Annotated in this window: 18 protein-coding genes; 8 read left to right on the forward strand and 10 right to left on the reverse strand. The window is 64.9% G+C overall.

All coding sequences use genetic code 11. From position 1 onward, the window contains the following. The first annotated feature begins 18 nt into the window (after positions 1 to 18). Positions 19 to 1,242: a lipopolysaccharide biosynthesis protein gene (locus ACQR3T_RS15305; RefSeq protein ID WP_428693997.1), complete on the forward strand. Its 1,224-nt coding sequence runs from the start codon at positions 19 to 21 to the stop codon at positions 1,240 to 1,242. Here ACQR3T_RS15305 and ACQR3T_RS15310 read toward each other — a convergent pair. Then, on the reverse strand, positions 1,214 to 2,290 hold the full coding sequence (locus ACQR3T_RS15310; RefSeq protein WP_428693998.1) for a substrate-binding domain-containing protein: 1,077 nt from the start codon (positions 2,288 to 2,290) through the stop codon (positions 1,214 to 1,216). The genes ACQR3T_RS15305 and ACQR3T_RS15310 overlap by 29 nt on opposite strands. 104 nt (positions 2,291 to 2,394) lie before the next feature. Here ACQR3T_RS15310 and ACQR3T_RS15315 point away from each other — a divergent pair, with 104 nt between their 5' ends. The 3 genes from ACQR3T_RS15315 (at position 2,395) to ACQR3T_RS15325 (ending at position 6,155) form a co-directional block, all read left to right on the forward strand. Further along, positions 2,395 to 2,832: a MarR family winged helix-turn-helix transcriptional regulator gene (locus ACQR3T_RS15315; protein ID WP_032377561.1), complete on the forward strand. Its 438-nt coding sequence runs from the start codon at positions 2,395 to 2,397 to the stop codon at positions 2,830 to 2,832. Between the two features lie 165 nt (positions 2,833 to 2,997). Continuing rightward, positions 2,998 to 4,440, forward strand: a complete 1,443-nt coding sequence (locus tag ACQR3T_RS15320; RefSeq protein ID WP_428693999.1) for a purine-cytosine permease family protein — start codon at positions 2,998 to 3,000, stop codon at positions 4,438 to 4,440. Then, positions 4,437 to 6,155, forward strand: a complete 1,719-nt coding sequence (locus tag ACQR3T_RS15325) for a nitrilase-related carbon-nitrogen hydrolase (RefSeq protein ID WP_428694000.1) — start codon at positions 4,437 to 4,439, stop codon at positions 6,153 to 6,155. Before ACQR3T_RS15320 ends, ACQR3T_RS15325 begins: the two co-directional genes overlap by 4 nt. A gap of 62 nt (positions 6,156 to 6,217) precedes the next feature. Here ACQR3T_RS15325 and ACQR3T_RS15330 read toward each other — a convergent pair whose 3' ends face one another. Then, entirely contained in the window at positions 6,218 to 7,339 is a 1,122-nt protein-coding gene (locus ACQR3T_RS15330) for a DUF3068 domain-containing protein (RefSeq protein ID WP_428694001.1), read from the reverse strand. Between the two features lie 167 nt (positions 7,340 to 7,506). Between ACQR3T_RS15330 and ACQR3T_RS15335 the strand changes: the two genes are divergently transcribed. Beyond that, a complete protein-coding gene (locus tag ACQR3T_RS15335; RefSeq protein ID WP_428694002.1) occupies positions 7,507 to 8,655 on the forward strand; it encodes an acyltransferase family protein in 1,149 nt (382 codons plus the stop codon). Here the strand turns inward: ACQR3T_RS15335 and ACQR3T_RS15340 are convergent. The 3 genes from ACQR3T_RS15340 to ACQR3T_RS15350 all read right to left on the reverse strand — a co-directional run bounded on the left by ACQR3T_RS15340 (position 8,633) and on the right by ACQR3T_RS15350 (position 13,644). After that, positions 8,633 to 12,880: an alpha-(1->3)-arabinofuranosyltransferase domain-containing protein gene (locus ACQR3T_RS15340; protein WP_428694003.1), complete on the reverse strand. Its 4,248-nt coding sequence runs from the start codon at positions 12,878 to 12,880 to the stop codon at positions 8,633 to 8,635. The genes ACQR3T_RS15335 and ACQR3T_RS15340 overlap by 23 nt on opposite strands. Positions 12,881 to 12,902: 22 nt before the next feature. Then, complete coding sequence (locus tag ACQR3T_RS15345; RefSeq protein WP_080730504.1) at positions 12,903 to 13,073, reverse strand: DUF2613 domain-containing protein; 171 nt, start codon at positions 13,071 to 13,073, stop codon at positions 12,903 to 12,905. A 103-nt stretch (positions 13,074 to 13,176) separates the two neighbouring features. Continuing rightward, positions 13,177 to 13,644: a universal stress protein gene (locus ACQR3T_RS15350; protein WP_032377566.1), complete on the reverse strand. Its 468-nt coding sequence runs from the start codon at positions 13,642 to 13,644 to the stop codon at positions 13,177 to 13,179. A gap of 153 nt (positions 13,645 to 13,797) precedes the next feature. Between ACQR3T_RS15350 and ACQR3T_RS15355 the strand changes: the two genes are divergently transcribed. Together ACQR3T_RS15355 and ACQR3T_RS15360 are read left to right on the forward strand one after the other, a co-directional pair. Beyond that, positions 13,798 to 14,973, forward strand: coding sequence for a glycoside hydrolase family 3 N-terminal domain-containing protein (locus tag ACQR3T_RS15355; protein WP_428694004.1), 1,176 nt, complete (start codon positions 13,798 to 13,800; stop codon positions 14,971 to 14,973). 62 nt (positions 14,974 to 15,035) lie between these two features. Then, positions 15,036 to 15,638 carry a TetR/AcrR family transcriptional regulator gene (locus tag ACQR3T_RS15360; RefSeq protein ID WP_032377568.1) on the forward strand — a complete coding sequence of 201 codons (603 nt, stop codon included), beginning with the start codon at positions 15,036 to 15,038 and terminating at the stop codon, positions 15,636 to 15,638. Between the two features lie 77 nt (positions 15,639 to 15,715). On the opposite strand, the gene ACQR3T_RS15365 is transcribed toward ACQR3T_RS15360, so the two are convergent. Further along, positions 15,716 to 16,573, reverse strand: a complete 858-nt coding sequence (locus ACQR3T_RS15365; RefSeq protein ID WP_032405280.1) for a MaoC/PaaZ C-terminal domain-containing protein — start codon at positions 16,571 to 16,573, stop codon at positions 15,716 to 15,718. Beyond that, positions 16,570 to 17,916 (reverse strand): 3-oxoacyl-ACP reductase, encoded by a 1,347-nt coding sequence (locus tag ACQR3T_RS15370; RefSeq protein ID WP_032378373.1) that lies wholly within the window; start codon positions 17,914 to 17,916, stop codon positions 16,570 to 16,572. The genes ACQR3T_RS15365 and ACQR3T_RS15370 overlap by 4 nt, the downstream gene beginning before the upstream one ends. Before the next feature lie 83 nt (positions 17,917 to 17,999). On the opposite strand from ACQR3T_RS15370, the gene ACQR3T_RS15375 reads away from it, so the two are divergent. Continuing rightward, positions 18,000 to 19,343, forward strand: coding sequence for an acetyl-CoA C-acetyltransferase (locus ACQR3T_RS15375; RefSeq protein ID WP_052065035.1), 1,344 nt, complete (start codon positions 18,000 to 18,002; stop codon positions 19,341 to 19,343). 136 nt (positions 19,344 to 19,479) lie between these two features. Here the strand turns inward: ACQR3T_RS15375 and ACQR3T_RS15380 are convergent, their stop codons facing one another. From ACQR3T_RS15380 to ACQR3T_RS15390, 3 genes are read right to left on the reverse strand one after another with little or no spacing between them, the layout of a single operon-like run. Next, entirely contained in the window at positions 19,480 to 20,799 is a 1,320-nt protein-coding gene (locus ACQR3T_RS15380) for an ABC transporter substrate-binding protein (protein WP_032377571.1), read from the reverse strand. Continuing rightward, complete coding sequence (locus tag ACQR3T_RS15385; RefSeq protein WP_428694005.1) at positions 20,796 to 21,839, reverse strand: branched-chain amino acid ABC transporter permease; 1,044 nt, start codon at positions 21,837 to 21,839, stop codon at positions 20,796 to 20,798. Before ACQR3T_RS15385 ends, ACQR3T_RS15380 begins: the two co-directional genes overlap by 4 nt. Position 21,840: 1 nt before the next feature. Further along, positions 21,841 to 22,719, reverse strand: a complete 879-nt coding sequence (locus ACQR3T_RS15390; RefSeq protein WP_032405283.1) for a branched-chain amino acid ABC transporter permease — start codon at positions 22,717 to 22,719, stop codon at positions 21,841 to 21,843. Between the last annotated feature and the right edge of the window lie 15 nt (positions 22,720 to 22,734).

The raw sequence follows: 22,734 nt of genomic DNA on the forward strand, positions 1-22,734 counted from the left end.
ACCCTATACCGTGGGCTCATGTCTTTCCGCGCCTCGTCCGAGGCAGACCACACGCCGGGTGCGTCGGTCGCCGGGATGGGGATGGTGACGGCCGGTTCGATGTTCGCGAACGTGGCGGCGTATCTGCTGCAGGTGCTTGCGAGTCGGATGCTCGGCGTCGAGGGTTACGGCGAGTTCGCGAGTCTGCTTGCTGCGCAACTGGTTCTCGCAGTTCCGGCGTTGGCGCTGCAGTCCGTCGTCGCGCGTGAGGTGGTGCGCGGGCGCAGTTCGAGGGAGTTGCGGACCGTCGGGTATCGGTGTGCAGCGGTCGTGGGTGTACTGGCGGTGGCGCTCGCTCCCGCACTGTCCGCCGCCATGGACATCTCGATGGCCGCAACCGTGTCGGCGGTCATCGCCGCTCCCGTGTTGGTATTGCTCGCTGCGGAACAAGGTTTGCTGCAGGGGCGGGGGCGCTTCGGGGCTCTGAGCCTCGTGCTGGCTGCGGCCGGTTTCGGCAAGGTGGCGCCGGCAGTGGTGGTGCTCGCGCTCGGCGGCGGACCCGGTTCGGTTCTGCTGGCCACGGCTGTCGGAATCGGCGCAGTGGCCGTCGGTGCGCGATGGACCGCAGGCGCGCCGGTGAGCTCGGTGTCGGAAACCAAGGTCACCGTCCTGGCCGTACTGCAGGCATCGCAGGTGCAATTGGTGCTGATCGCGATGTCGGCGCTGGATCTGGTTCTTGCGCGCACGCTGCTCAGTAGCAACGAGGCCGGGCTGTACGCCGTCGGTGCCGTCGCGTCCAAGGCGGCGTTCTGGTTGCCGCAGGCCGTGGGGGTGGTGCTGTACCCGCGGATGGCGAATCCCCTGCATTCTGCTGCCGCGGTGCGCTCGGCTCTGGCCGTCGTCGCCGGTCTGGGCACGGTGCTGGTGATCGGCGGGGCACTGGCGTCGCCGTTGCTGCCGTTGGTGGTGGGCGATACGTATTCCGGTGTGCAGAACTATGTCTGGCTGTTCGTGTTGCAGGGCGCGTGCCTGGCCGTGCTGCAGAGCGCGTTGCTGTGGGCCATCGCGGGTGAGCGCACCCATCTTGCCTTCGTCGCCTGGTTCGCCCTCGCCGCCGAGGTAGTTCTGCTGCTGTTCGTGGCCTCGACGCTGGCGCAGTTCGTCGTTGTCGCTGCGGCCACTGCCGCAGTGACGATGGTGGCGGTGTGTGCGCTGGTGTTGTGGGGCGGAGGCGTCAGTCGGCAGAGGGACGGATCTCGCTGAGAATCTCGAAATCGACTGCCCCGGCCAGCGCCAGGTAGATCGGTTGCGAGACATGGCCGTCGGAGAGAAACAAGTGCCCGCGAGCTCCGGTGAACGAGACCGAATCCGATACGGCCTCGATGATGCGGACATCGACGGTGCCCGCCCTGTTCACCAACGCTCCCAACAGTTTGATGCCCTCGTAGCACGACTGTCCGAGGGCACCGACGATCGGCGCGTCGACCCCGAAGGCGCGGGCGAATCGAGCCGAGAATCCCAAACTTGCTTCGGTGGCCAGTGTCTCGAAGTATCCGGACGCGACGTACAGGCCATGTGTGTTCTCGCCACCGGCAGCGAGCAGCATGTTCTCGTCCATCAGTGGGCTGAGACGGATGCAGTGGACGTCGAGTCCTGCTGCCGCGAACTGCTGGTGGAAGTAGACCGCGTCGTCGCCGATGAGGAGCACCACGGTTGCGTCGGCTCCTGATCGTTCGAGTTCGGTCACGGTCGTGGCGAAATCGATGGTGCCGACCGGCGCGAACTCGGCGTGCACTACCGACGCGCCGAGCCCACGCAGCCGAGTCGCGGTGATGGCCGCGCTCTTTCGTGGCCAGACGTAGTCGTTGCCGACGATGGCCCAGCGTCGCCGACCGAATTCGCGTACGAGAAACTCCAGGGCCGGAACGAGTTGGTTGGCGGGCGTCTCCCCGGTGATGAAGAGTCCCGGGTAGCGATCGCCGCCCTCGTACAGGGACGTGTAGACGTAGGGAATGCGGTTCAGTGTCACCGGAATGACGGCTCGACGCACCGCGGAGGTGTGCATGCCGGCAACCGCGTCCAGGGCACCGGCATCGAGCAGCGTGGCCACTTCACGGGCCACGTGTGCGGGGTCGCGGCCGCCGTCGATCGAGATCAGCTCCACCCGGCGGCCCAGCACTCCGTCCGAGGCGTTCAGTTCGTCCCTGGCCAGCTGGGCGGACAGCTCGCTGGACGGACCCACGATGCCGAATGGTCCGGACATCGGGAAGATCAGGCCGACGCGAAATGTGCCGAACCGATCGTTGTTCATAGTGCCGTCCGTCCGATCCGTGTCGATTCGTCGTTCGCTTCGCCATAGAATCGCTGACAGCAGACTGTAGCGCCGACGGCGGAACCGAGCAGGGGGACGATCGCATGGATCACGACGAGGCTGCGTCGGCAGCGCGTTTGCTCACCGTGGTCGAGCGGGCTGTGTCGGATCGGTTGCGTGCTGCACTCGTTCCCTGGGAGCTCGACCTCGAAGAATGGCGAGTGCTGTCGTTGCTGTCCGACGGCGAGGGACACACGATGGCCGAGACGGCCGAGTTCGCGCTCCTGGCTCCACCGACGTTGACCAAGGCGGTCAACCGGCTGGTGTCCAACAATCTTGTGCACCGTCGTACCGGCACCGTCGATCGTCGACAGGTGCTCATTCGATCCACGGTGCGTGGGCAGGCCAAGTACGACGAGGCGTCCCCGGTCATGGACGCCGCCGCGGCTGCAGTGTTTCCGTCGGCGTCCGATCGTGAGCTGTTGCAAACGCTGCTGCGCGCTCTCGAGACCAACGCGAAGGCGTCCTCGGTCTCGCTCTGATCACCGCCGGTGTCCGGCAAGCCCGTTTTCCCGGCTTCCTTCCAGGTCGGGAATTTTCGTGATCTCCATTTAACATATTTCACGTTGCAATAGTGTCCACGGAAAGTATTGTTCCGTTGCAGCGCAATCAGCGCTACAACTTCGAACCGAAGTGGACACCCGTTCATGAACATGAAGAAGTACTTCGAGGGGCCGGCAACGAGCCTCGACGACCAGATCGAAAGCTACGCAACCTCCCGCGTGCCCGACGACCAACGGTGGCGACGGCCGGCGATCCTGCTGGTCCTCACCGGCAACGTGACAGCGATGTTCTGGTTCGCCCTCGGCGGCCAGATCGGGTTCCTGGTGGGATGGCCGATGTTCCTGATTCCCGTCGCCTACATGGTCATCGGTGCGACGCTCGTCGGCAGCCTGATCATGCGCATCGCCAGCCAGGAGGGCCTGTCGCTGCCGCTGCTCACCCGCGGACTCGGATTCGGCACCAAAGGCTCGGCCGTGGCCTCGCTCGTCTACGCCGTGAACTACGTCTTCTACTTCATCTTCGAGGGCAGCATCGTCTCGCACGGCCTCAGCGAGCTCGCCGGGATAGATATCAACTCTGCCTGGGCCACAGTCGTGTTCGCATTGGTCGCGCTCGTCGCGCTGTTCTTCTCCTGGCGCGGAATGCACTCGATGAACATCCTGCAGCGATTCGGGATGCCCATCTTCCTGGTCCTGTTCGCCGTCGGCATGTACATGTTGGCCAGCGGCTACGTGCTCGTCGGACCCGGCGAATGGGAAGCAACCGGTGGATTCACCGCCACTGCGATGTGGCAGGCCTTCAGTCTCGCCAACGGGCAGGTGGTGTTCCAAGCGCTCATCGCCACCGACTACGGGCGGTTCGTCAAGAAGAGCGTGAGCTACGTCGGAACGGCCGGACTGATGCTGGCCGAGCTCCTGATGATCGTCGTCGTGATGATTCTCGGTGTGTTCCTCGGCTTCACCATGCTGCGCCACTTCACCGGAAGCACTGCAACACCCGAACTTTCGGCCACCGACCCGGGACTGTATTTCGCGATCATCATGGGTCTGCTCGGCGTGATCTTCGCCGTCGTCACCCAGGTGCGCATCAACGTGATGAACCTGTACTCCGGGTCGCTGGCGCTCTCCAACGCCTGGGACGTGCTCTCGCCCCGCAAGGTCGGTCGCCAGTGGTGGATGGTCGCCCTACTCGTCGTCGGCGTGCTCTGCTACCCGGTCAACATCCTGCAGTACACCGACAAGTTCCTGGCCGTCACCGGGATCATGACCAACACCTGGATCTTCATTCTGCTCGCCGACTACTTCGTGTGCAGGCGGATGCTCGGCCTTGCACCGCGGAACAACATCGAGTTTCGCGAAGGGCGAGTGCGTAATTGGAATCCCTGCGGCATCGTTGCCATGGCAGCGGGTGTGGCCGTGGGCGGACTCGGCGTGTTCGGTCTCTACCCGTCGTACTACGCCTCGTTCATTGCGATGCTCCTCGGACCGATCATCTACATCCCGCTGACGATGGCAACACGGGGGAAGTTCTACGAACCGCCGGTCACCACCGAAGCCCCGACAATCGAAAGGACTGTGGCGTCATGACATTCACCGCAGCGGCCATCCAGTTCGAGCCCGCACTGTTCGCCAAGGATGCGAATGTCGCCGCGTTGGCAGAGCTGGTCGACAAGGCCGCATCCGACGGGGCCGAGTTGATCACCACACCCGAAATGGCCACCACGGGTTACTGTTTCCATGATCCCGAGGAAGCGTCGACCGTCGTCGAGCAGATCCCCGGACCCACCACCGATACGTTCGTCGAGATCGCGTCCCGTCGCGACTGCTACATCGTCCTGGGCATGCCGGAAGTCGACCCGACAAGCGGATTGTTCTACAACAGTGCGATTCTCATCGGACCCCAGGGAATCATCGGTACCCATCGCAAGACGCACCCGTACATCGCCGAGCCCAAGTGGGCAGCGTCGGGGAACCGTGGCCATCAGGTGTTCGAGACCAGGCTCGGCCGAATCGCGTTGCTGATCTGCATGGATCTGCACTTCGTGGAGACCGCTCGAGTGGTCGCGCTACAGGGCGCGGACGTGATCTGCCACATCAGCAACTGGCTCGCCGAACGAACGCCGGCTCCCTACTGGATCAGTCGAGCCTTCGAGAACAACTGCTACGTCATCGAGAGCAACCGATGGGGACTCGAACGGACGGTCCAATTCAGCGGCGGCACATGCATCATCGAGCCCGACGGCACGGTCTCCGGCCGGATCGACGTCGGCAACGGGATCGTCGCAGCAGAGATCGACATTCGGCGCACCCGCGAGGAGGGGCCGACGCGTCGACCCGAGCTGTATCGGGAGCTGCAGACGAACACGTACACCTGGAATCCTCTCGACTTCTTCACCCTGTACGGACGTTCGCCGCTGCCGTCCGGTGCCACGTCTGCAGTGAGCGTGGTCCAGTGCACTCCGGGTACGTCGATCGAGAGCAACCTCGCCGACATCGAGGCCTGGGTCCAACAGGTCTCCGGCACAGCCGATCTCGTCGTCTTTCCCGAACTGTCGATCACCGGTCCGGTCTCCGAGGATCGACCACCTCGTGACGGTGCCGAAACCGTCGACGGGCCCTCGCTCACGCGGATCGCCGACCTCGCGGTCCGGCACGGTGTGTCGATCGTCGTCGGCATCGCCGAGCGCGACGCCGATACCGATCGGGTGTACAACTCGGCGGTGCTGATCGAGCAGGACGGAAAGTGCACGGCATACCGCCAGATCCATCTGTCCGCGGAACACACGTCGCTGTTCGATGCGGGTGATCGATGGATGGTCGTCGACCTGCCTCTGGGACGAGTCGGTCTCCTCGTCGGCAACGATGCCCTGCTCCCGGAATCGGGCCGGGTGCTCGCACTGCGCGGCTGCGACCTCATCGTCTGCCCATCCGCACTCGCGGGTGTTTTTGTCGGATCGCACCCAGGAACCGAGATTCCGCTCGCCGCCGAGGTTCTCACCGGGCCCGACGCCACCCACTGGCATCACATGCGCGTGCGCGCCGGCGAGAACAACGTCTACTTCGCGTTCGCCAACGCCGTCGACTCCAGCCGCGGTATCGCTGGACACAGCGGAGTGTTCGGGCCGGACACGTTCGCGTTCCCGCGCACCGAAGCTCTCGTCGACGGCGACGCACCGGGCATCGCAACGAGTGTCGTCGATACCACCAACCTCGGCGGGGCGTACCCCACCAACGTGGTGCGACGTAAAGACCTCGTCCTGATGCGGCAACCCCACCACTACGAGATTCTCTCGACCGCCTGAGAAAACGCCAGTGGCGTGGTCAGGTGCCCGCGAGGGCACTCAACCACGCCACTGCACAGCACTTACTCCTTGTTGAGGTTCGTCCTCGGAATTTCTTCCGTGCGATCCGTCGTCCAGTCGCGGTTCGGTGCGGTTCCGCCACTCGGGGTCGGGCGCGGAGCAGCGTCGGTACGGGCAGGCTGACTGTGTCCACCGTTTCCGCCTCGCAGGAGCAGGAACGCTCCGGCGATCAGCGAGATGACGCCCAGGATGCCGGCGACGATCGGAACCGTGCGGCCGAAGAGCGAGAGCTTGTCCTGGCCGTCCTTGGCCTGCTGGATCTGGTATTCGACGGTGTTCTCGTCGAACGTGATCGGTGCGTTGAGCACGTCGACCTCGGGCTTGCCTGCCTCACGTCCGTAGTACTGGTGAATCTGCTCTTCACCCTTGACGACGACACCGGTCTCGGGCTCGACCCACAGGGTGCGGGTGTTCTCGTACCAGCGGGTCATCGTCACCGGTGCGGTTCCGCCTTCGACACCCCAAGTGTCGGCGGGCAGGGTCACCTTGTTGGTCGGCAGGTTGACCACCGTCGACAGGTCCACCGGGCCGACGGTCTGCTGGTACTGGTACACCGGCGTGCCGTTGATCTCGGTGGCCTCGACGAAGTCGATGTCCTTGGACGCGCGAGCGTTGACGTCGAAGTACGGGTAGCTCTTCTGCTCGGAGTTGAACGGGAACTTGTACTGCAGACCCGTGTGGGCAACTTCCTCGGCGGGCTTGTCGCCGGCCACCTGGATGGTGCCGATCGGGCTCTCGACGGGCATCGAGGTCTTGCGGTCGATGGTGACGCGGTCGACGCTGGCGGTCAGCAGTCCGGTGTCGGCCTGCTTGTCGCTACGTCGCAGGGTCTGACCGGCCTGCAGCGTCATGATGTCGGCGTCGGAGGGATCCTCGACGGTGACGAATCGCTGTGAGACGAGCGGAACGTTCTGGTCGACGACCGCGCGACCGGCGGCGAGGGAGCTCGCGTTCAGCACACTGCCTTCGCCGGTGGAGACGGTGGTGACCTCGAGGTCCAGCGGCGTCTTCTCGAGCGCCGAGACCGTATAGGTAGGAATGAGGATGGCGGCGACCACCAGAAATGCACCCAAGCCGATGAGTACAAGAGCCAAGATCCGGCTCGGCCCTGAGCGCTCCGCCATGCTGATTCTCCTTGTTCGACCGCTTCACTGGAAGACACCGCAGGCGGGACCAACGTTCGCCCCCGACCAGATGCCCGATTTCTTACGACACGTCGCAGGTGACAGTAACAGTCGACAGTGGTGCCGGTCTCGTCCGAGCCGGTTCGACACGGCACACTTGAGCCACCATGAGTACTCGAGTCGATTCGGCATCCGTCGTACCGCTGCGTGCGTTCGTCCCGGCACTCGAGGGAATGCGCGCGCTGGCCGCGATCGGCATCGTGGTCACCCACGTGGCCTTCCAGACCGGTGCCGCCGAATCCCCGCTCATGGGTCGGATCTGGGGCAGGTTCGATCTCACCGTGGCGATCTTCTTCGCGCTCTCGGGGTTTCTGCTGTGGCGTCCCCATGCCGCGCAGGCCAGGGGGCTCACGCAGGCGCAGTCCGCTCGCCGCTACTTCTGGTCGCGCGCGGTGCGCATCCTGCCCGCGTACTGGGTCGTCGTCGTGCTGGTGCTGCTGTTTCTGCCGCATGCGGGCGGCGACTACCGGGTGTGGTTGGCCAATCTCTCGCTGACGCAGGTGTTCGTGCCGTTGACGCTGACCGAGGGCATGACTCAGATGTGGTCGCTGTCGGTGGAAGTGGCCTTCTATCTACTGCTGCCTGTCTTCGCGTGGCTGATGGTCCGATTGCGCGGAGCCTCGGCCCGATACCGAATCTCGGTGCTGCTCGGTGCATCCGCGGTGACGCTGTCCTGGGGGTTTCTGCCGATCACGACTGCCGACGCCATTCACCACGACAACTGGCTACCCGGTTACCTTCCCTGGTTCGCGGCGGGGATGGTGTTGGCCGAGGTGTCCGTCGGACCGCAGACCTGGGTCCATCGGTGGGCTCGGCGCAGTTGGGTGATGCCGTCGATCGCCGTGACCGCCTTCGTGCTGTCGGCGACTCCACTGGCAGGCCCGCAGGGATTGGTTCGGCCCGAGCCGTGGCAGTTCGAGCTCAAGATCGTTTTCGGTGCGGTTCTCGCATTCGCGATGCTCTCGCCCCTGGTACTCGCCGACACCGGCCGCAGACACCGAGTGTTCGAGCATCCGGTGATGCTCACGCTGGGTCGGTGGTCGTACGGAATCTTCATCTGGCACTTGGCCGTTCTTGCCGTGGTGTTCCCGGTGTTCGGCATCATCCCGTTCTCGGGCGGAATGTGGTTCGTGTTGACCGTGACTCTTGCGCTGTCGATCCCGGTGGCCGCGGCCAGTTACGCGCTGGTCGAAGAACCTGCTCGACGGCGATTCGCGCCGAAGAAGACACCTCTCACGGACGCCGTATCGCACTGATCGCCAGCGCGACGATCCCGATCAATGCTGCCAGCTGAACTACGTAGGATCCGCCCACGTACCCGTCGGACGATCGCCACGGACCGAGCGACAGCAGCGCGGGGCCGAGCATGGCGAATCCGCCTGCGATGCAGACCAATACACGCGAGGACAACGCGTGATCGAAACGGCGATCCAGATACACCGCACCGACTCCGATCATGGCAACAGTGACCGCGCCGGCAATCCCGGCCAGGACGATGGTCGCTGCGAACAGTGCCACGAATGCGGCCGTGCTGCTGCGCCACGGGCGCGGCGGCGGGCCCGGATTCGGTACCGTGCGGGGCGCGCGGATCGCCGAGAACAGCAACGGAATCAAGAGCAGTAGCCCACCGAAGATGCCCAGTCGGTACCAGCGATCGGTGGTGAAATCCAACGAGATCGTGCCCGACGCCCCCGCCGGAACCATCCAGGCCTGCTGCCACCCGTCGACGACCACAGGGGACAGCTCCACACCTCCGGGCATCGTTGCGTGCCAACCGATGTTGTTGCTCTCCGGGATCACCAGTAGTCGATCCTCCGTTGCGGAGGTGAGCGTCACCTCGCGGTGATCGGGGCTCCAGGTCGTGGTCCTTGCCGCCTGCGGTGCCGAGCTCGTCGGCCAGTCGGCCGGAATAGGCATGGTGCGCAGTCGAATACCGTCGACGAAGAACGACGCTCCAGGCTCCACCACCACGTCCTGACGGCCCTCGGGCAACGACACCGGGTTGACGAAGTTCTCGTTCACCGGGGTGTCGGCGTCGCACACCGACGCCTTCAACGGTTCGCCGGAACGGAATTGGTCGGCGGTAGCGGTCACCGACGTGCGCACCGTCTGCCCGGCGATGGAGACGATGGGACCGTTGAAGCAGTCCACCGTGATCTGACGGTCACCGTCGTACGGGGCACCGATCGGCTCGCCCGCGGACAGCGGCGTCACTTCGGCAAAACCCGGTGGTTGAGACTGGACGAAGCCCAACGAGTTTCGATCCAAGACGCCGTCCCAGTCCACGATGGACAGCACGATCTTGTCGGTCACGTACGGTGCCAGCTGGACTGTCGTCGAACCGTCGGTGTCGACGTCGCGGACCATCGGGCCGTTGCCGAGATTGACCGCGACCCGGGTCGGATGGGCCGGAAGTGCGCCGAGGCTCGGGCTGAGCTCGAGTCCGTCCACCAGTGTGGGAGCGGGCAATTGGATGGTCAGAGTGGGGTTGGTACCGGCTCGGTCGGTGATCGACTTCTCCGGTGCGGTCCAGGAAGTGCGCGGGTCACCGTCGGTGGCGGCGAAGGCGGAACCCTCCAGATCTGCGACGTCCGACGCCCCGCTCGCCAGCGGTCGACCCGGCTGCGCCAACAGTGCCTCGAGTTCGGGCGACTGCCGTGTGCGCACCGTCAGATCGGGGATGACCGCGGTACCCATCGGCACCTCGATCGTGCGCGAGAAACGCCCCAGTTCCTCGGGAGATTTGGACAATCCACTGCTGCAACGGATTCGATCCTCGGTGTCGAGGCATCCGGAGCGCCCGGGAAATTCCTGGCCGAGTTCCCACGCGTCGACGCTCGCCCCGGCCGGAGTATCGGGCAACACTGCACGGTGCACGATCGGCACCGGCTTCGGGTTGTCTCGATCGGAGTAGTCGTCCACCGAGACCTCGCTGATGCCGAATTGGCTTCCGCGGGTTCCATCGACCGTCGACTTCGCGGTGATCCGCAGCCACGGCGTTTCGCCACCCGGCAAGGACACCGTCATCGGGTCCCCTGGCTTGTCCACCCGCGCCGCGGTCGAACCGTTCGGGGTGGTGACCTCGACCCATTTCACCGGGTCGCCGATCGTTCCGGGACTGGTACGCAGGTGCAGCAGACCGCCGCGAACCGGGGTATCGAAATCCAACTGAAGCCATTGCCCCACAGCGCGTTCGATACCGTTGCTGATCCAACTGGTAGCCAGGTCGCCGTCCACTGCGGCCGCGACACCGCTGCCGGGTGCGCTGCCACCGATCTGCGTTGCGTCCGATGCCGAACTCGACGCCGTCAGCGTCGCACCTTCCCACTCGGCGTCCACGGTCTCTGCCCCGTACACCGGGTAGTCGGGAACCTCGTTGAGCGATCGCCGGGGTTCGTCCGCGGCCCGCAGTGCAGAGTTGTGATTGTCGACCTGGCCGAAGTCGGTCTCACGGTTCATCGGGGTGTCCGTCACCGTCACCGAGTCGACGGGTATGCCGGCGGCAGCTGCATCCGACGCCAGCAGTGTCGGTCCGGCCGGCACGGGAGTACGAATCCCGTTGTTGCGCAATTCGTTCGAGCGTAGGATCGACTCCGGTCCGCCCTGTACCACCGGGACCCGATCGAGATCGACCGTGTAGGGACCGGACGCGGGAGTATCGGCCGAGCCGTTCACCGAATAGATCTCGACAGCGGGATACGGCGGCCGCAGATCACCGTCGAGCACAACGCCGTCCACCTGACCGGGAGCAACGTCCTCACCGAATTCGGCCACCCGGGCCAACCCCGGCGAACCGTCGAGCACCTGGTGCACCGATGCCGGACGGGTGGACCGAGAATTCTCCGGATCGAGGTCGTTGCGGACGACGACGTAGCTGATGCCCTGTCCTTCGAGGGTGTCGGCCAGTCCGCTGGACGGACGCCCGTCGGCGAAGAGTCGCTGCACCGAGTCCAACGCGCGGATGGCCCCGGGCGGGGTGAGCGGCACGGCGTCGCGAACGGCCCAGGGCGTCGTGGCGAGAGCCTGCAACGGCTCGTCGCGGGTCAGTCCCCACGTCTGCAGAGCGAACGGGGCACCGGGCACGATCAGCGCCCGCTGCGCGTCGGAACCGTCGGGACTCGACCCGGACGCGTGGGCGGTGAGCCAGTCCGCGGCGTCGTGCCAGTATTGCGGAACGGCCTCGTACGCACCTCGTGGCGCGAGTTTGCCCGTCCACGCCAGCGAGGTGGACAGCGCCAACGCCACCAACACCAGTGCGGTCACCGCCATCATCGGATTTTTCTCCGGATGCGCGACGGCCGATCGCCACTGCGGCCGCGGCACCGACCCGGGCAGCGGAACACGGCCCAACAGGTGAGCCAGGCCCAGTACCAACGGGACTCGAATGACCGGCTCGAGTTTGTGAATGTTGCGCAGCGGCGCGCCCGCAGAATCGAGGAACACTCGCACCGTTGCTGCGAACGGACCGTCCAGATCGCCGACGAACCCGGCACCGAGCCCGACTAGACCGACGAACAACATGATCGTCAGCCGGCCTCGGGCCGGCATCGATCGCATCGCCAAGCCTGCAATTCCGGCAGCCGCGATCAAGCCCGTTGCGATGACGGCGGCGGGCTGGGTCACCAGAACGGCGCCTGCTACTCGCTCGGGTGAGACGAACGGCGTCCAACTGCCGGTGCCGCGCAGCACCTCCGTCAACGACGTCCACTGGGTGGTGGTGCCGGACGATTCGATGTAATCGAGAAATGGTGGAGAGACTTTGCCCAACAACAGCAATGGCACAATCCACCACAGTGTTGCGAGCACGAGGAAGCCGGCCCACCAGGCGCTGAACACGAGCCAACGCCTGTTCGGTCGATGCGACAGCATCCAGATCACGGCGACCGCTACCGCTGCAGCCGTCGCGACGGCATTGACCGCGCCCATCAACGCCACTGCGAGCGCAGACTGCGCCGCGGCCCGGCGAGCCGTCTGCTTCGCGTTGTCGCCGGTGAGACATCGCACGATCGGGATCAGCACCCACGGAGCGAGCATCATCGGCATCGTCTCCGAGGAGATCGACGCAAGGGTGGTGATCACTCGCGGAGACAGAACGAAGGCCGTTGCCGCGATCAGGCGAGAACTGCGGCTGCCGATTCCGAGGGCCTCGGCGAGTCGGATGATTCCCCAGAACCCGGCGATGAGCAGCAGTGCCCACCAGATGCGCTGCGTGATCCAGGGTGGGATGGAGAGGAGGTCACCGCCGGCGAAGAACGCTCCGTGCGGGAAGAAATAGCCGTAGGCCTGGTTCTGCACCTGGCCCAACGGTGCCGCGCTGTTCCACTGATGCGAGGCACGTTCGAGAAATCCGAGGGGGTTCTGCGCCAGGTCGTATTTGGTGTCGGCGACGGTGAAGCCGGGGACCTGCAGAAAAGTGAGAAGAAATGCCAGAGCCGAGACGCCGAGAAGCCATTTACGGCCGAGCGGCTCGGCCGAGATCATCGATCCACGAATGCGACCAGCGTCAGCGGCTGCCGTACTCAACCTGGTTCAGCAAGGACGAGTCGGCGTTTCCGGTGCGATCGATATCCGGACGAGAGTTGTCGGCTGCAGCGGCGGTGACTCCGAACACGACGCCTGCACCCAGTACGGCTCCGACGACGGCGGCAATGACACCCGGGACAGCGAACTTCATCTCGGTTCTCCAGTCAGTCGGCTCACAGATAAAAAGGGTGAGGTGGACCCCCACGCGGGCATCACGGTATCACTTGCGCCTCTGAAAACAGTCGTCGGACGCTTTACTTGCCGGGGGGAACGATCAGGACAGGGCGGTGACTGTGTCGCAGCACGTGCTCGGCCACCGAACTCTGCAGTAGTGCACGCAGACCGGTGGTGCCTCGGGTGCCGGTGACGATGATGTCGACGTCCATCTCGTCGGCCTTCTCCACGATGGCGCTCCAGATGGCGGTGGTGCATTCGGTGCACTGACCTTCCACCTTCAGGCCTGCGGCCTCGGCCAGGGCGACGCCTTCGCTGTTGGTCACTTTCGCGTCGGTGAGCGCAACGTCCTCGGCCTCGTCGTCGGGCACCCATTCGGGCTGCATGACGCCGGACAGGCCGGACATTCGAGCTGCCTGACGCACCATCGGCTCCCATGCCGTGACAACGATCGCGCGGGAGGTGGTCAGAAACCGGCCGGCGTAGTCGATTGCTCGTTTGGCGTTGTCGGAGCCGTCGTAGGCAATCAGGATGAGGTCTGCGGTCATGGTCGAGCTCCTCCTCATGTCGCGTTCGTCCAGATTACCCCCACCCCCTTCGGGATCAATGTGGGTTTCAGTCGCTCAGAATGCAACAAAGGCGCATTGATCCCAACCGGAGGGGCGGCAGCGACACCCACGATCTCGACTACCGTCGTGTCCATGCGATTTCGGTACTCGGTTCGGTCCGCTGCGGTGATGACGGTCGGTGTGGGGTTGTTGGTCTCGTGCTCGAGCGAGTCCACCCAGGTCGCGTCGACGCAGGCAGCGCCCCCTGCTTCCACGACGACAGCAGCCGACACGACCGTCCCGCAACCTGTGCCGCCGGTCGACGACTGCGCGGCGTTCGTCGGCGGATTGTCGGAGCGGCAGCGACTCGCTCAGTTGCTCACCGTCGGAGTCACCGGCACTGCGGACGCGGTGCAGATCATGTCCACCGAGCAGGTCGGTGGCCTCTTCGTCGGCAGTTGGACCGACGAGTCGATGCTCGGCAATCGGGAGGTACCGCAGGTGCTCGACGCGTCCGCGGTGGCCCCGATGATCACGATCGACGAGGAGGGTGGACGGGTTTCGCGGGTCGCGGACCTGTTGGGGGAGGCACCGTCGGCGCGGGTGTTGGCACAGACGATGACGGTGGACGAGGCGTATCAGGAGGCGTTGACGCGCGGCCGGGGTCTGAGGGATCTCGGGGTCACCGTCGACTTCGCTCCGGTGGTCGATGTGAGTGCACAACCCGATGATTCCGTCATCGGCGATCGGTCGTTCTCCGATGATCCGCAGGTCGTCATCGAGTACGCGGGGGCGTATGCGCGAGGTCTGGAAGACGCGGGAATCAAGCCCGTCATCAAGCACTTTCCCGGGCACGGTTCGGGTTCGGGCGATTCGCACACCGGTGCCGTCACCACTCCGTCGCTCGACGAGCTGAAGACCAAGGATCTGCTGCCGTTCGCAGCGTTGAACAACAGCGGCGTCGGCGTCATGGTGGGGCACCTCGACGTGCCCGGACTCACCGAGCCCGGGGTGCCGGCGAGCATCAGTCCGGCGGCAATGGCGTTGCTGCGCGACGGCGTCGGATACGGGGCGGCTCCGTTCGACGGTCCGATCTTCACCGACGATCTGAGCGGCATGGCGGCGATCACTGCGCGGCTCGGAATCGTCGACGCGGTGGAGGCGGCACTGGTTGCGGGTGCCGATGTGGCGTTGTGGCTCACCACCGATCAGGTGCCCGCGGTGTTGGACAATCTCGAAGATGCAGTGGCAACGGGACGCCTTGTGGCGGCGCAGGTGGACGAGGCCGCGGCGACGGTTGCTCGGTTCAAGGGGGCGTGCGGGGCCTGATTGCGCGGTACTCGACCTTACTGTGGAGTAACGTCTAGTACTTCGTACGTATTGGAGGGTCCATGGCTGGCGGCACCAAGAGATTGCCCCGCGCCGTCCGCGAGCAGCAGATGCTCGACGCGGCGGTGGATGTGTTCTCCGACAACGGTTTTCACGAGACATCGATGGATTCGATCGCCAAGAAGGCGGCCATCTCCAAACCGATGCTGTACCTGTACTACGGGTCCAAGGACGAGTTGTTCGCCGCGTGCATCCATCGTGAGGGCGTCAAATTCGTCGAAGCGTTGACGCCGGCCGCAGACCCGACTCTGACGCCGCGCGAGCAGTTGCGCAAAGCGCTGATCGGCTTCCTCGGATTCGTCGGTGAGAACCGGAAGTCGTGGATGGTGCTCTACCGTCAGGCGATCGGCCAGCAGGCATTTGCCTCACAGGTGCAGAGCAGCCGTGATCGGTTGATCGAATTGACGGCGGGTTTGCTGGCGATGAGCACCAGGGACCCGGAGCAGTCACAGAATTTCGGGCTGATGGCCGTCGCGTTGGTCGGTGCAGGCGAGGCGGTGGCCGACAGGGTGGCGGGCGGAGAAATCGAGGTCGACGCTGCAGCCGACCTTCTGGAAAATCTGGCGTGGCGCGGCCTGGCCGGCAAGAAGACCGCCGCAACCTAGGCTCCACTCCTGCTGCCGAACTCGAAGTTATGGACGGAAATCCTGGGAAATCCGTCCATAACTTCGAGTTCGAGCAGTCAGCGCAGGGTTCCCGTCAGATGCGGGTAGCCCTTCTTCGGGTTCTTCAGCGACAGGTCCCAGCCGGTACCGACGGCATCGGCGTAGGCGTTGATCGTCGCGGGCAGAATGATCGGCTTGCCGAAGCGGATGCTGTAGTTCACGGCCTCCGGGATTCGGCCTTCGACGGTCTGCAGTACGGCTGCCGCACTCCACATTCCGTGCGCAATGGTCTTCGGGAATCCGAATGCCTTTGCGCCGAGCGAGGATACGTGGATCGGATTGCGGTCTCCGGAGATGGCCGCATACCGGCTGATGATCCGCTGATCGACGCGCAGGGTGCGGGTCGGGGGCGGCGGAACCTCGTCGGCAGGCGGTGTTTCACGAGGTCCACCCGACAGTGAGGTCTTCTGCAGGCTCAGGAAGCTGGAGGTCTGCTTCCAGACCAGCTCGCGTCCTACCTTGACCTCACTGATCAGGTCCACCAGCAAGCCCTTGCGGTGCTCGCGCAGGTTCTCCGCGTGCACTCGGATGTCCAGCGGCTCCGATGCCGAGATGCCGCGAAACTGCTCGATGACGTTCTCGGCGTGTACCGAACCGATGGCGGCAAACGGAAAGCCTTTGGAGACCATCAGTTTCATCACCGTCGGGAACACCAGCGTGAACGGGTAGGTCACCGGCAGCTGATCGCCGAATCGCAGCCCCGTCGCGCGGCAGTACCCGGCGAGGTTGTCGGGGTCCACTCGCAGACCCTTGAGCTCGTACACCGTGCTGGGTACCGAAGACGACCTGGATCCGAAGAACGGCAGCGCACCGAGCGCAGCCGAGGTGTAGATGTCGGATGTCTTCGGCTGCGCGGTGAGCGTGACGGTGCTCATGCGCCGAGCAGGCTCTGGCCGCACACGCGCACGACCTGGCCGGTGACGGCATTGGATGCGGGAGAAGCGAAGTACGAGACCAACTCTGCGACGTCGACGGTCTCGCCGCCCTGTAGCAGCGAGCTCATGCGTCGTCCGGCTTCGCGGGTGGCGAACGGGATCGCTGCGGTCATCGCGGTCTCGATGAAGCCCGGGGCGACGGCGTTGATCGTGATGTTCTTCTTCGCCAATACCGGCGCGGAAGCGTGCACCAATCCGATGACGCCGGCCTTGGAGGTGCCGTAGTTGGTCTGGCCGCGGTTGCCCGCGATGCCGGCGATCGAGGAGACGTCGACGACGCGGCCGCCGTCCTTGAGTGCGCCGGAGGCAACGAGCTCGTCGGTGATGCGCTGCGGCGCAGCAAGGTTGACGCCGATGACCGAGTTCCAGCGGGCGTCGTCCATGTTGGCGAGAGTCTTGTCACGGGTGATGCCTGCGTTGTGCACGATGATGTCGGCCCCGCCGTGACGCTCGAGGAGGTGCTTCGAGAGGACCTCTCCGGCGTCGGGCGAGGTGACGTCGAGTGCGAGCGAGGTGCCACCGACCTTGTTGGCCGTCTGCGAGAGTGCTTCTCCTGCAGCAGGAATGTCGGCTGCGATGACGGTGGCTCCGTCGCGGGCGAGGACCTCGGCAATGGTGGCACCGATGCCGCGGGCGGCTCCGGTGACGACGGCTACCTTGCCGGCCAGCGGCTTGTCCCACGAGGCAGGTGCCTGTGAATCGGCGTCACCTACGGCGATCACCTGGCCGTCGACGAATGCGGACTTGGCCGACAGGAGGAAGCGGAGAGTGGATTCGAGGCCGGACAGGCCGGTCGACGCGTTGGGGGAGATGTAGACGAGTTGCGCCGTGGCACCGCGCTTGACCTCTTTGCCGACACTGCGCGTGAAGCCTTCGAGGGCGCGCTGAGCGATGTGCTCGTCGACGCTGGAGGTCTCTTCGGGGGTGGTGCCGATGACGACGACGCGAGCCGACGGTGCCAGGTTGCGGATGACCGGCTGGAAGAACTTGAAGAGCTGCTCGAGCTCAGCGACATTGCTGATGCCGGTGGCGTCGAACACTAGGCCGCCGTGCTTGTCGTCGTGCGGCTGCGACTGCGGGTAGTCCGAGAGCAGCTCACGCAGGGGTTCGACGAGGCGGCCGCTGCCACCGATCAGGACCGGGCCGGCCAGTGCGGGCTCGCCTGCCTTGTAGCGGCGCAGCTTCTCTGGCTGCGGCAGGCCTGCCTGCTTGGCGATGAAGGCTCCCGGCGCGGACGCGAGGAACGTTGAGTAGAGATCTGGGGCTCCCTTGGAGGCTGCCACTGTCGTACCTTTCATTCAGCGCTGCTCGCTCGAGGAGCGAGGCGCACGACCGGGTGTCGACAACCAACTTACTCGCCAGTAAGATGAAACTCCACCAGGGCCTTTTTCCACGATGTTTGGAGACGTCAGTGACAAGCAAGCAGCTACGACCGGTCGCAATCGTCGGTGGCAACCGCATTCCGTTCGCGCGTTCGGACAAGAAGTACGCGCTGGCGTCCAACCAGGACATGCTCACTGCCACCATCGACGGTCTCGTGTCGCGATTCGGTCTGCAGGGCGAGCGCCTCGGCCTCGTCGCCGCCGGTGCCGTGCTCAAGCATTCGCGCGATTTCAACCTCACCCGCGAGGTCGTGCTCGGCAGCGCGCTGAGCCCGTACACCCCGGCCTTCGACATCCAGCAGGCCTGCGGCACCGGCCTGCAGTCGATCATCGCGGTCGGCGACGCCATCGCGTCGGGCCGTATCGATGCCGGTATCGGCGGCGGTGTCGACACCACGTCCGACGCCCCGATCGGCGTCAACGACGAACTGCGCGAGTTCCTGCTCTCCCTGAACCGGGCCAAGAGCACCGGCGATCGCATCAAGCTCCTCGGCAACGTCCGTCCCGGCATGCTCGGCATCGAGATCCCGCGCAACGGCGAGCCGCGCACCGGCTTGTCCATGGGTGACCACGCCGCCATCACCGCCAAGGAATTCGGCGTCCGCCGCGAGGACCAGGACGAACTGGCCGCAGCGAGCCACAAGAACATGGCAGCCGCCTACGATCGCGGATTCTTCGACGATCTGGTGACGCCGTTCCTCGGTCTCACGCGCGACGACAACCTGCGTCCGGGATCGACCGTCGAGAAGCTGGCCACGCTCAAGCCGGTCTTCGGCACCAAGCTGGGCGACGCCACCATGACGGCCGGTAACTCGACGCCGCTCACCGACGGTGCGTCGGCTGCACTGCTGTCGAGCGACGAGTGGGCTGCCGAGCGCAACCTCCCGGTGCTCGCGCACCTGGTCGATTCCGAGACCGCAGCGGTCGATTACGTTCACGGCAACGGCTCGTTCAAGGACGGTCTGCTGATGGCTCCGACCTACGCGATCCCGCGTCTGCTCGCACGCAACGGCCTGACGTTGCAGGATTTCGACTACTACGAGATCCACGAGGCGTTCGCGTCGGTTGTACTCGCAACTCTGCAGGCATTCGAGAGCGACGAGTACTGCAAGGAGCGTCTGGGTCTCGACTCCGCACTCGGCTCCATCGATCGCAGCAAGCTCAACGTCAACGGATCCTCGCTCGCCGCGGGCCACCCGTTCGCCGCAACCGGCGGACGCATCGTGGCGTCGTTGGCGAAGATGCTGGCCGAGAAGGGCTCGGGCCGTGGCCTGATCTCGATCTGCGCGGCCGGTGGCCAGGGCGTCACGGCCATCATCGAGCGCTGATCACTGCAGCTTCGGCTGCTCTCCGACCGGGGGTCATAGGGTCGGTGGATCCGGTAATCGAGGGGTTCTCGGATCTGCCGACCGCTACGTGAAAAAGGGCACGCAGAGTTTTCTCTGCGTGCCCTTTCTCGTCGGATCAGCCGGGTATGCCACTTTCCGGCGGGGTCGATTCGGCCCCGGTGTATTCCTCGACGGCCGAGTCGCCGATGTCGGTCTGCAGCACCGGAGTCAGGTACTCGGGAACTCCGCCGCGAATCTGGAAGACACTGGCACCGGAGATTCCGAGGTGACTCGAATCCGAGTACCGGAACGGAGCCAGCTGCGGTCCCTCGAAGTCCATTCCGCCGTCCTGAATTGCTGCGACGATGCCCTCACGAGTGGGATTCTCGCCCGCCGCCTCCAGCGCCTGCACGAATGCGTATGCCTGGCTCAGACCGTAGATGCGGTAGTTGGTCAGTGGGTCACCGGTTCCGTTCTCCGCCCAGACCTTTTGCCACAGTTGCGTCCACGGATTCTCCGGGGAGTCGACGCCCGGGATGTACTCCAGCGAGATCATGCCTTCGAGCGACTGCGCGCCGTCGGTGACGGCACCCTGGGAGAAGCGTCCGAGCAGGGAGCCGACGAGGTCCACGTCGGAACCGATCGAACTGTAGAACCACTCGGGGTCGTAGTTGAGCCGCATCGCGGTCAGTTGGCTCAGTGCGGTGTACGAGGGCACGTTGAAGCCGAGAATCAGATCGGCTCCGGCACCCTGCAGGGCCGCGATCTGAGGTGCGACGTCGGTGTTGCCCGAGGTGTAGCGCACGACCTCGACGATCTGGTCGTCGAGATACTGGCGCACCGCCTCCTCGCTGTCTCGGCCGAGGTCGTCGTCCTGGAGGAACAGGCCCACCTTGGCGTCGGGCCGGTTCTTCGTCACCCAGTCGCCGATGATCTTGCCCTCGACCTGGTAATCGGGCTGCCAACCAAAGGTATTCGGGTACTTCTCCGGATCGTTGCCCCACATGATCGCGCCGGAGGAGACGAACAGATCCGGCACTCCCTCTTCGTTCAGAAAGTCGATGACCGCGCTGTGGGTCGCCGTGCCGAGTCCGCCCACGACGGCGAACACCTCGTCCTGCAACACCAGTTCGTTGACGACCTGGGTGGTGGTGGTCGGATCGTACGAGTCGTCTCGAACCACGTACTCGATCTGCCGACCGTTGATGCCACCCGCGGCGTTGACGTAGTCGAAGTACGCCTGTGCGCCCGTGGGGATTTCGCTGTAGCCGGGTGCTGCGACCCCGGTCAGCGGAAAGTGGGCACCGATCTTCACCGAGGTGTCGGTGATGCCGACCGTCGAGCCTTCCGAGGATTCCGTCGCCTCGTCTCTACCGCCTGCACCGCACGCTGCGGCCAACGAGACGACGGCGACGAGTGCGGTCGTTCTGACCGCCACCGATCCGAACTTCTTCATTTCATCTCTTTTCTGGTTGAACGCAACCTTCGATACGTGCCCACCAGACCCAGTGGGGCGAACAGGATGACCAGGACGGTGAAGATTCCGGTCACCAGTGGTGCGAGTTCGGCGGATTGCAGACTGCTCAGCCCCAGATCGAGTCCGAGGTTGGTGACCACCGGCGGGATGTAGGTCAGCAGTATTGCCCCGATCAATGCCCCGGACAGAGTTCCGAGCCCGCCGATGACGACGGCCGAGAGCAGCGTCAATGAGAGTGTCAGCGTGAATCCGCTCGGTGCCGCGATGCGGGCCGACATCGCCAGAACAGCACCGCCCGCGCCCGCACAGGCCGCGCTGACGACGAACGCCAGAATGCGTGCGCGCCCGAGGTCGATGCCGGCCAGTTCGGCGGCCACTTCGTCGTCCCGGACGGCCCGCCAGCGGCGTCCGATTCGGCTCGACGAGATGTTCGCCAAGAGGAAGAACACGAGGACGAGCAGTATCCAGCTGACGTAGGCGACGAATTTCGTTCCGCTGAGCTCGTTTCCGGTGACGAAGAACATCACGTCGTCGATCAGCTCCGGCACTTTCGGTGCCGGGACGACGAGGCCTTGTTCTCCGCCGAGGTAGTCCGAGAAGTACAGGGCCAGGCCCGGTACGGCGACGGCGAGTGCCAGCGTGGCACCGGCCAGGTACGGCCCGTGCAGCCGGGCGGCGGCCACTCCCACCACGACACCCACCACGGCCGAGATCACGGTGGCGGCAAGCAGAACCAGGGGCACCGACCATCCCGAATCGTTGGCCCGCAGCATCAACGCTGCGGTGTATGCGCCGACGGCCATGAACGCACCGTGTCCCAGGGAGAGCTGGCCGCTCAACCCGGTCAGCACGGTCAGGCCGCCGGCCGCGATCGCCAGGTAGGCAACCGAGGTGAGCTGGCTCTGGCGGAAGGTGCTCAGTGATTCGAGTGCGAGCACGATGACGACGAGTCCGATGACAGCGCAGAGGAAGTGACGTCGAACCGGAGTTGCAGCGAGACGAGTGAGAGTCGCGTTCATGTCACACCCTCCTGGCTGCTGCGCTGGCGAACAGTCCGCTCGGGCGGACCAGAAGTACGACGATCAGGATCACCAATGCCGCACTGGACACGAGATCCTGGCCGAGGTAGCCGCTGACGAAGCTGAGTCCGATGCCCATCAGCAAGCCGCCGACCACTGCACCCGCCGGGCTGTCCAGGCCACCGAGAACTGCTGCGACGAAACCGAATACGACGATCGAGTCCATGTATCCCGGATGCACCAACGAACCTCCCGCGATGAGCAGGCCTGCCAATGATCCGACGACTGCGGCGAGAGCCCAACCGAGGGTGAGCATTCGGCTCACGCGTACTCCCAGGAGTTTGGCAACCTCCTGCTCGAAGGCGCTCGCCCGCATCTTCAGACCCAGATCGGTGAAGCGGAACAGCAGGATGAGCAGGGCCAGTACCACCAGGACGGCGATGATCTTGAAGATGTCGTACCCGGTCAGCGCTACGTTGATCTCCCCGATTCGCTGGCCTGTGAGTCCGAACGGAGCTGGGAAGGAACGAAATTGGTTGCCGAAGATGATGGCTGCCACCGCGTGGATGATGATGAACAGTCCCAGCGTCAGAATCACCGGGTTGATGTGCGAGGAGCTGTCGACGAACCGGATGACGAGTCGTTCGATCAACGCTCCCAGCAGCAGGCCGCTGAGGAGTGCGACTCCGAACCCGATCCAGTACGAGTACCCGGCGTCGATGACGACGAGTGCGACGTAGGTGGTGATCATGGCCATCGGAGCCTGGGCGAAGTTGACGATGCGTGTCGATCGCCAGATGAGGACGAGAGCGAGCGCGAAGGCGGCATAGATCATGCCGGTCGTCACGCCGTTGATGAGGATGGTCAGCAGTTGTTGCACTGTGGCAGGCGTCCT

The sequence above is a fragment of the Rhodococcus sp. IEGM1428 genome (assembly GCF_050321865.1).
Classification (GTDB): domain Bacteria; phylum Actinomycetota; class Actinomycetes; order Mycobacteriales; family Mycobacteriaceae; genus Rhodococcoides.

Bases quoted from the DNA above. Each gene is read 5' to 3' on its own strand.
- ACQR3T_RS15305 (WP_428693997.1), top strand. From the start codon at position 19: ATGTCTTTCCGCGCCTCGTCCGAGGCAGACCACACGCCGGGTGCGTCG.
- ACQR3T_RS15310 (WP_428693998.1), bottom strand. From the start codon at position 2,290: ATGAACAACGATCGGTTCGGCACATTTCGCGTCGGCCTGATCTTCCCG.
- ACQR3T_RS15315 (WP_032377561.1), top strand. From the start codon at position 2,395: ATGGATCACGACGAGGCTGCGTCGGCAGCGCGTTTGCTCACCGTGGTC.
- ACQR3T_RS15320 (WP_428693999.1), top strand. From the start codon at position 2,998: ATGAACATGAAGAAGTACTTCGAGGGGCCGGCAACGAGCCTCGACGAC.
- ACQR3T_RS15325 (WP_428694000.1), top strand. From the start codon at position 4,437: ATGACATTCACCGCAGCGGCCATCCAGTTCGAGCCCGCACTGTTCGCC.
- ACQR3T_RS15330 (WP_428694001.1), bottom strand. From the start codon at position 7,339: ATGGCGGAGCGCTCAGGGCCGAGCCGGATCTTGGCTCTTGTACTCATC.
- ACQR3T_RS15335 (WP_428694002.1), top strand. From the start codon at position 7,507: ATGAGTACTCGAGTCGATTCGGCATCCGTCGTACCGCTGCGTGCGTTC.
- ACQR3T_RS15340 (WP_428694003.1), bottom strand. From the start codon at position 12,880: ATGATCTCGGCCGAGCCGCTCGGCCGTAAATGGCTTCTCGGCGTCTCG.
- ACQR3T_RS15345 (WP_080730504.1), bottom strand. From the start codon at position 13,073: ATGAAGTTCGCTGTCCCGGGTGTCATTGCCGCCGTCGTCGGAGCCGTA.
- ACQR3T_RS15350 (WP_032377566.1), bottom strand. From the start codon at position 13,644: ATGACCGCAGACCTCATCCTGATTGCCTACGACGGCTCCGACAACGCC.
- ACQR3T_RS15355 (WP_428694004.1), top strand. From the start codon at position 13,798: ATGCGATTTCGGTACTCGGTTCGGTCCGCTGCGGTGATGACGGTCGGT.
- ACQR3T_RS15360 (WP_032377568.1), top strand. From the start codon at position 15,036: ATGGCTGGCGGCACCAAGAGATTGCCCCGCGCCGTCCGCGAGCAGCAG.
- ACQR3T_RS15365 (WP_032405280.1), bottom strand. From the start codon at position 16,573: ATGAGCACCGTCACGCTCACCGCGCAGCCGAAGACATCCGACATCTAC.
- ACQR3T_RS15375 (WP_052065035.1), top strand. From the start codon at position 18,000: ATGAAACTCCACCAGGGCCTTTTTCCACGATGTTTGGAGACGTCAGTG.
- ACQR3T_RS15380 (WP_032377571.1), bottom strand. From the start codon at position 20,799: ATGAAGAAGTTCGGATCGGTGGCGGTCAGAACGACCGCACTCGTCGCC.
- ACQR3T_RS15385 (WP_428694005.1), bottom strand. From the start codon at position 21,839: ATGAACGCGACTCTCACTCGTCTCGCTGCAACTCCGGTTCGACGTCAC.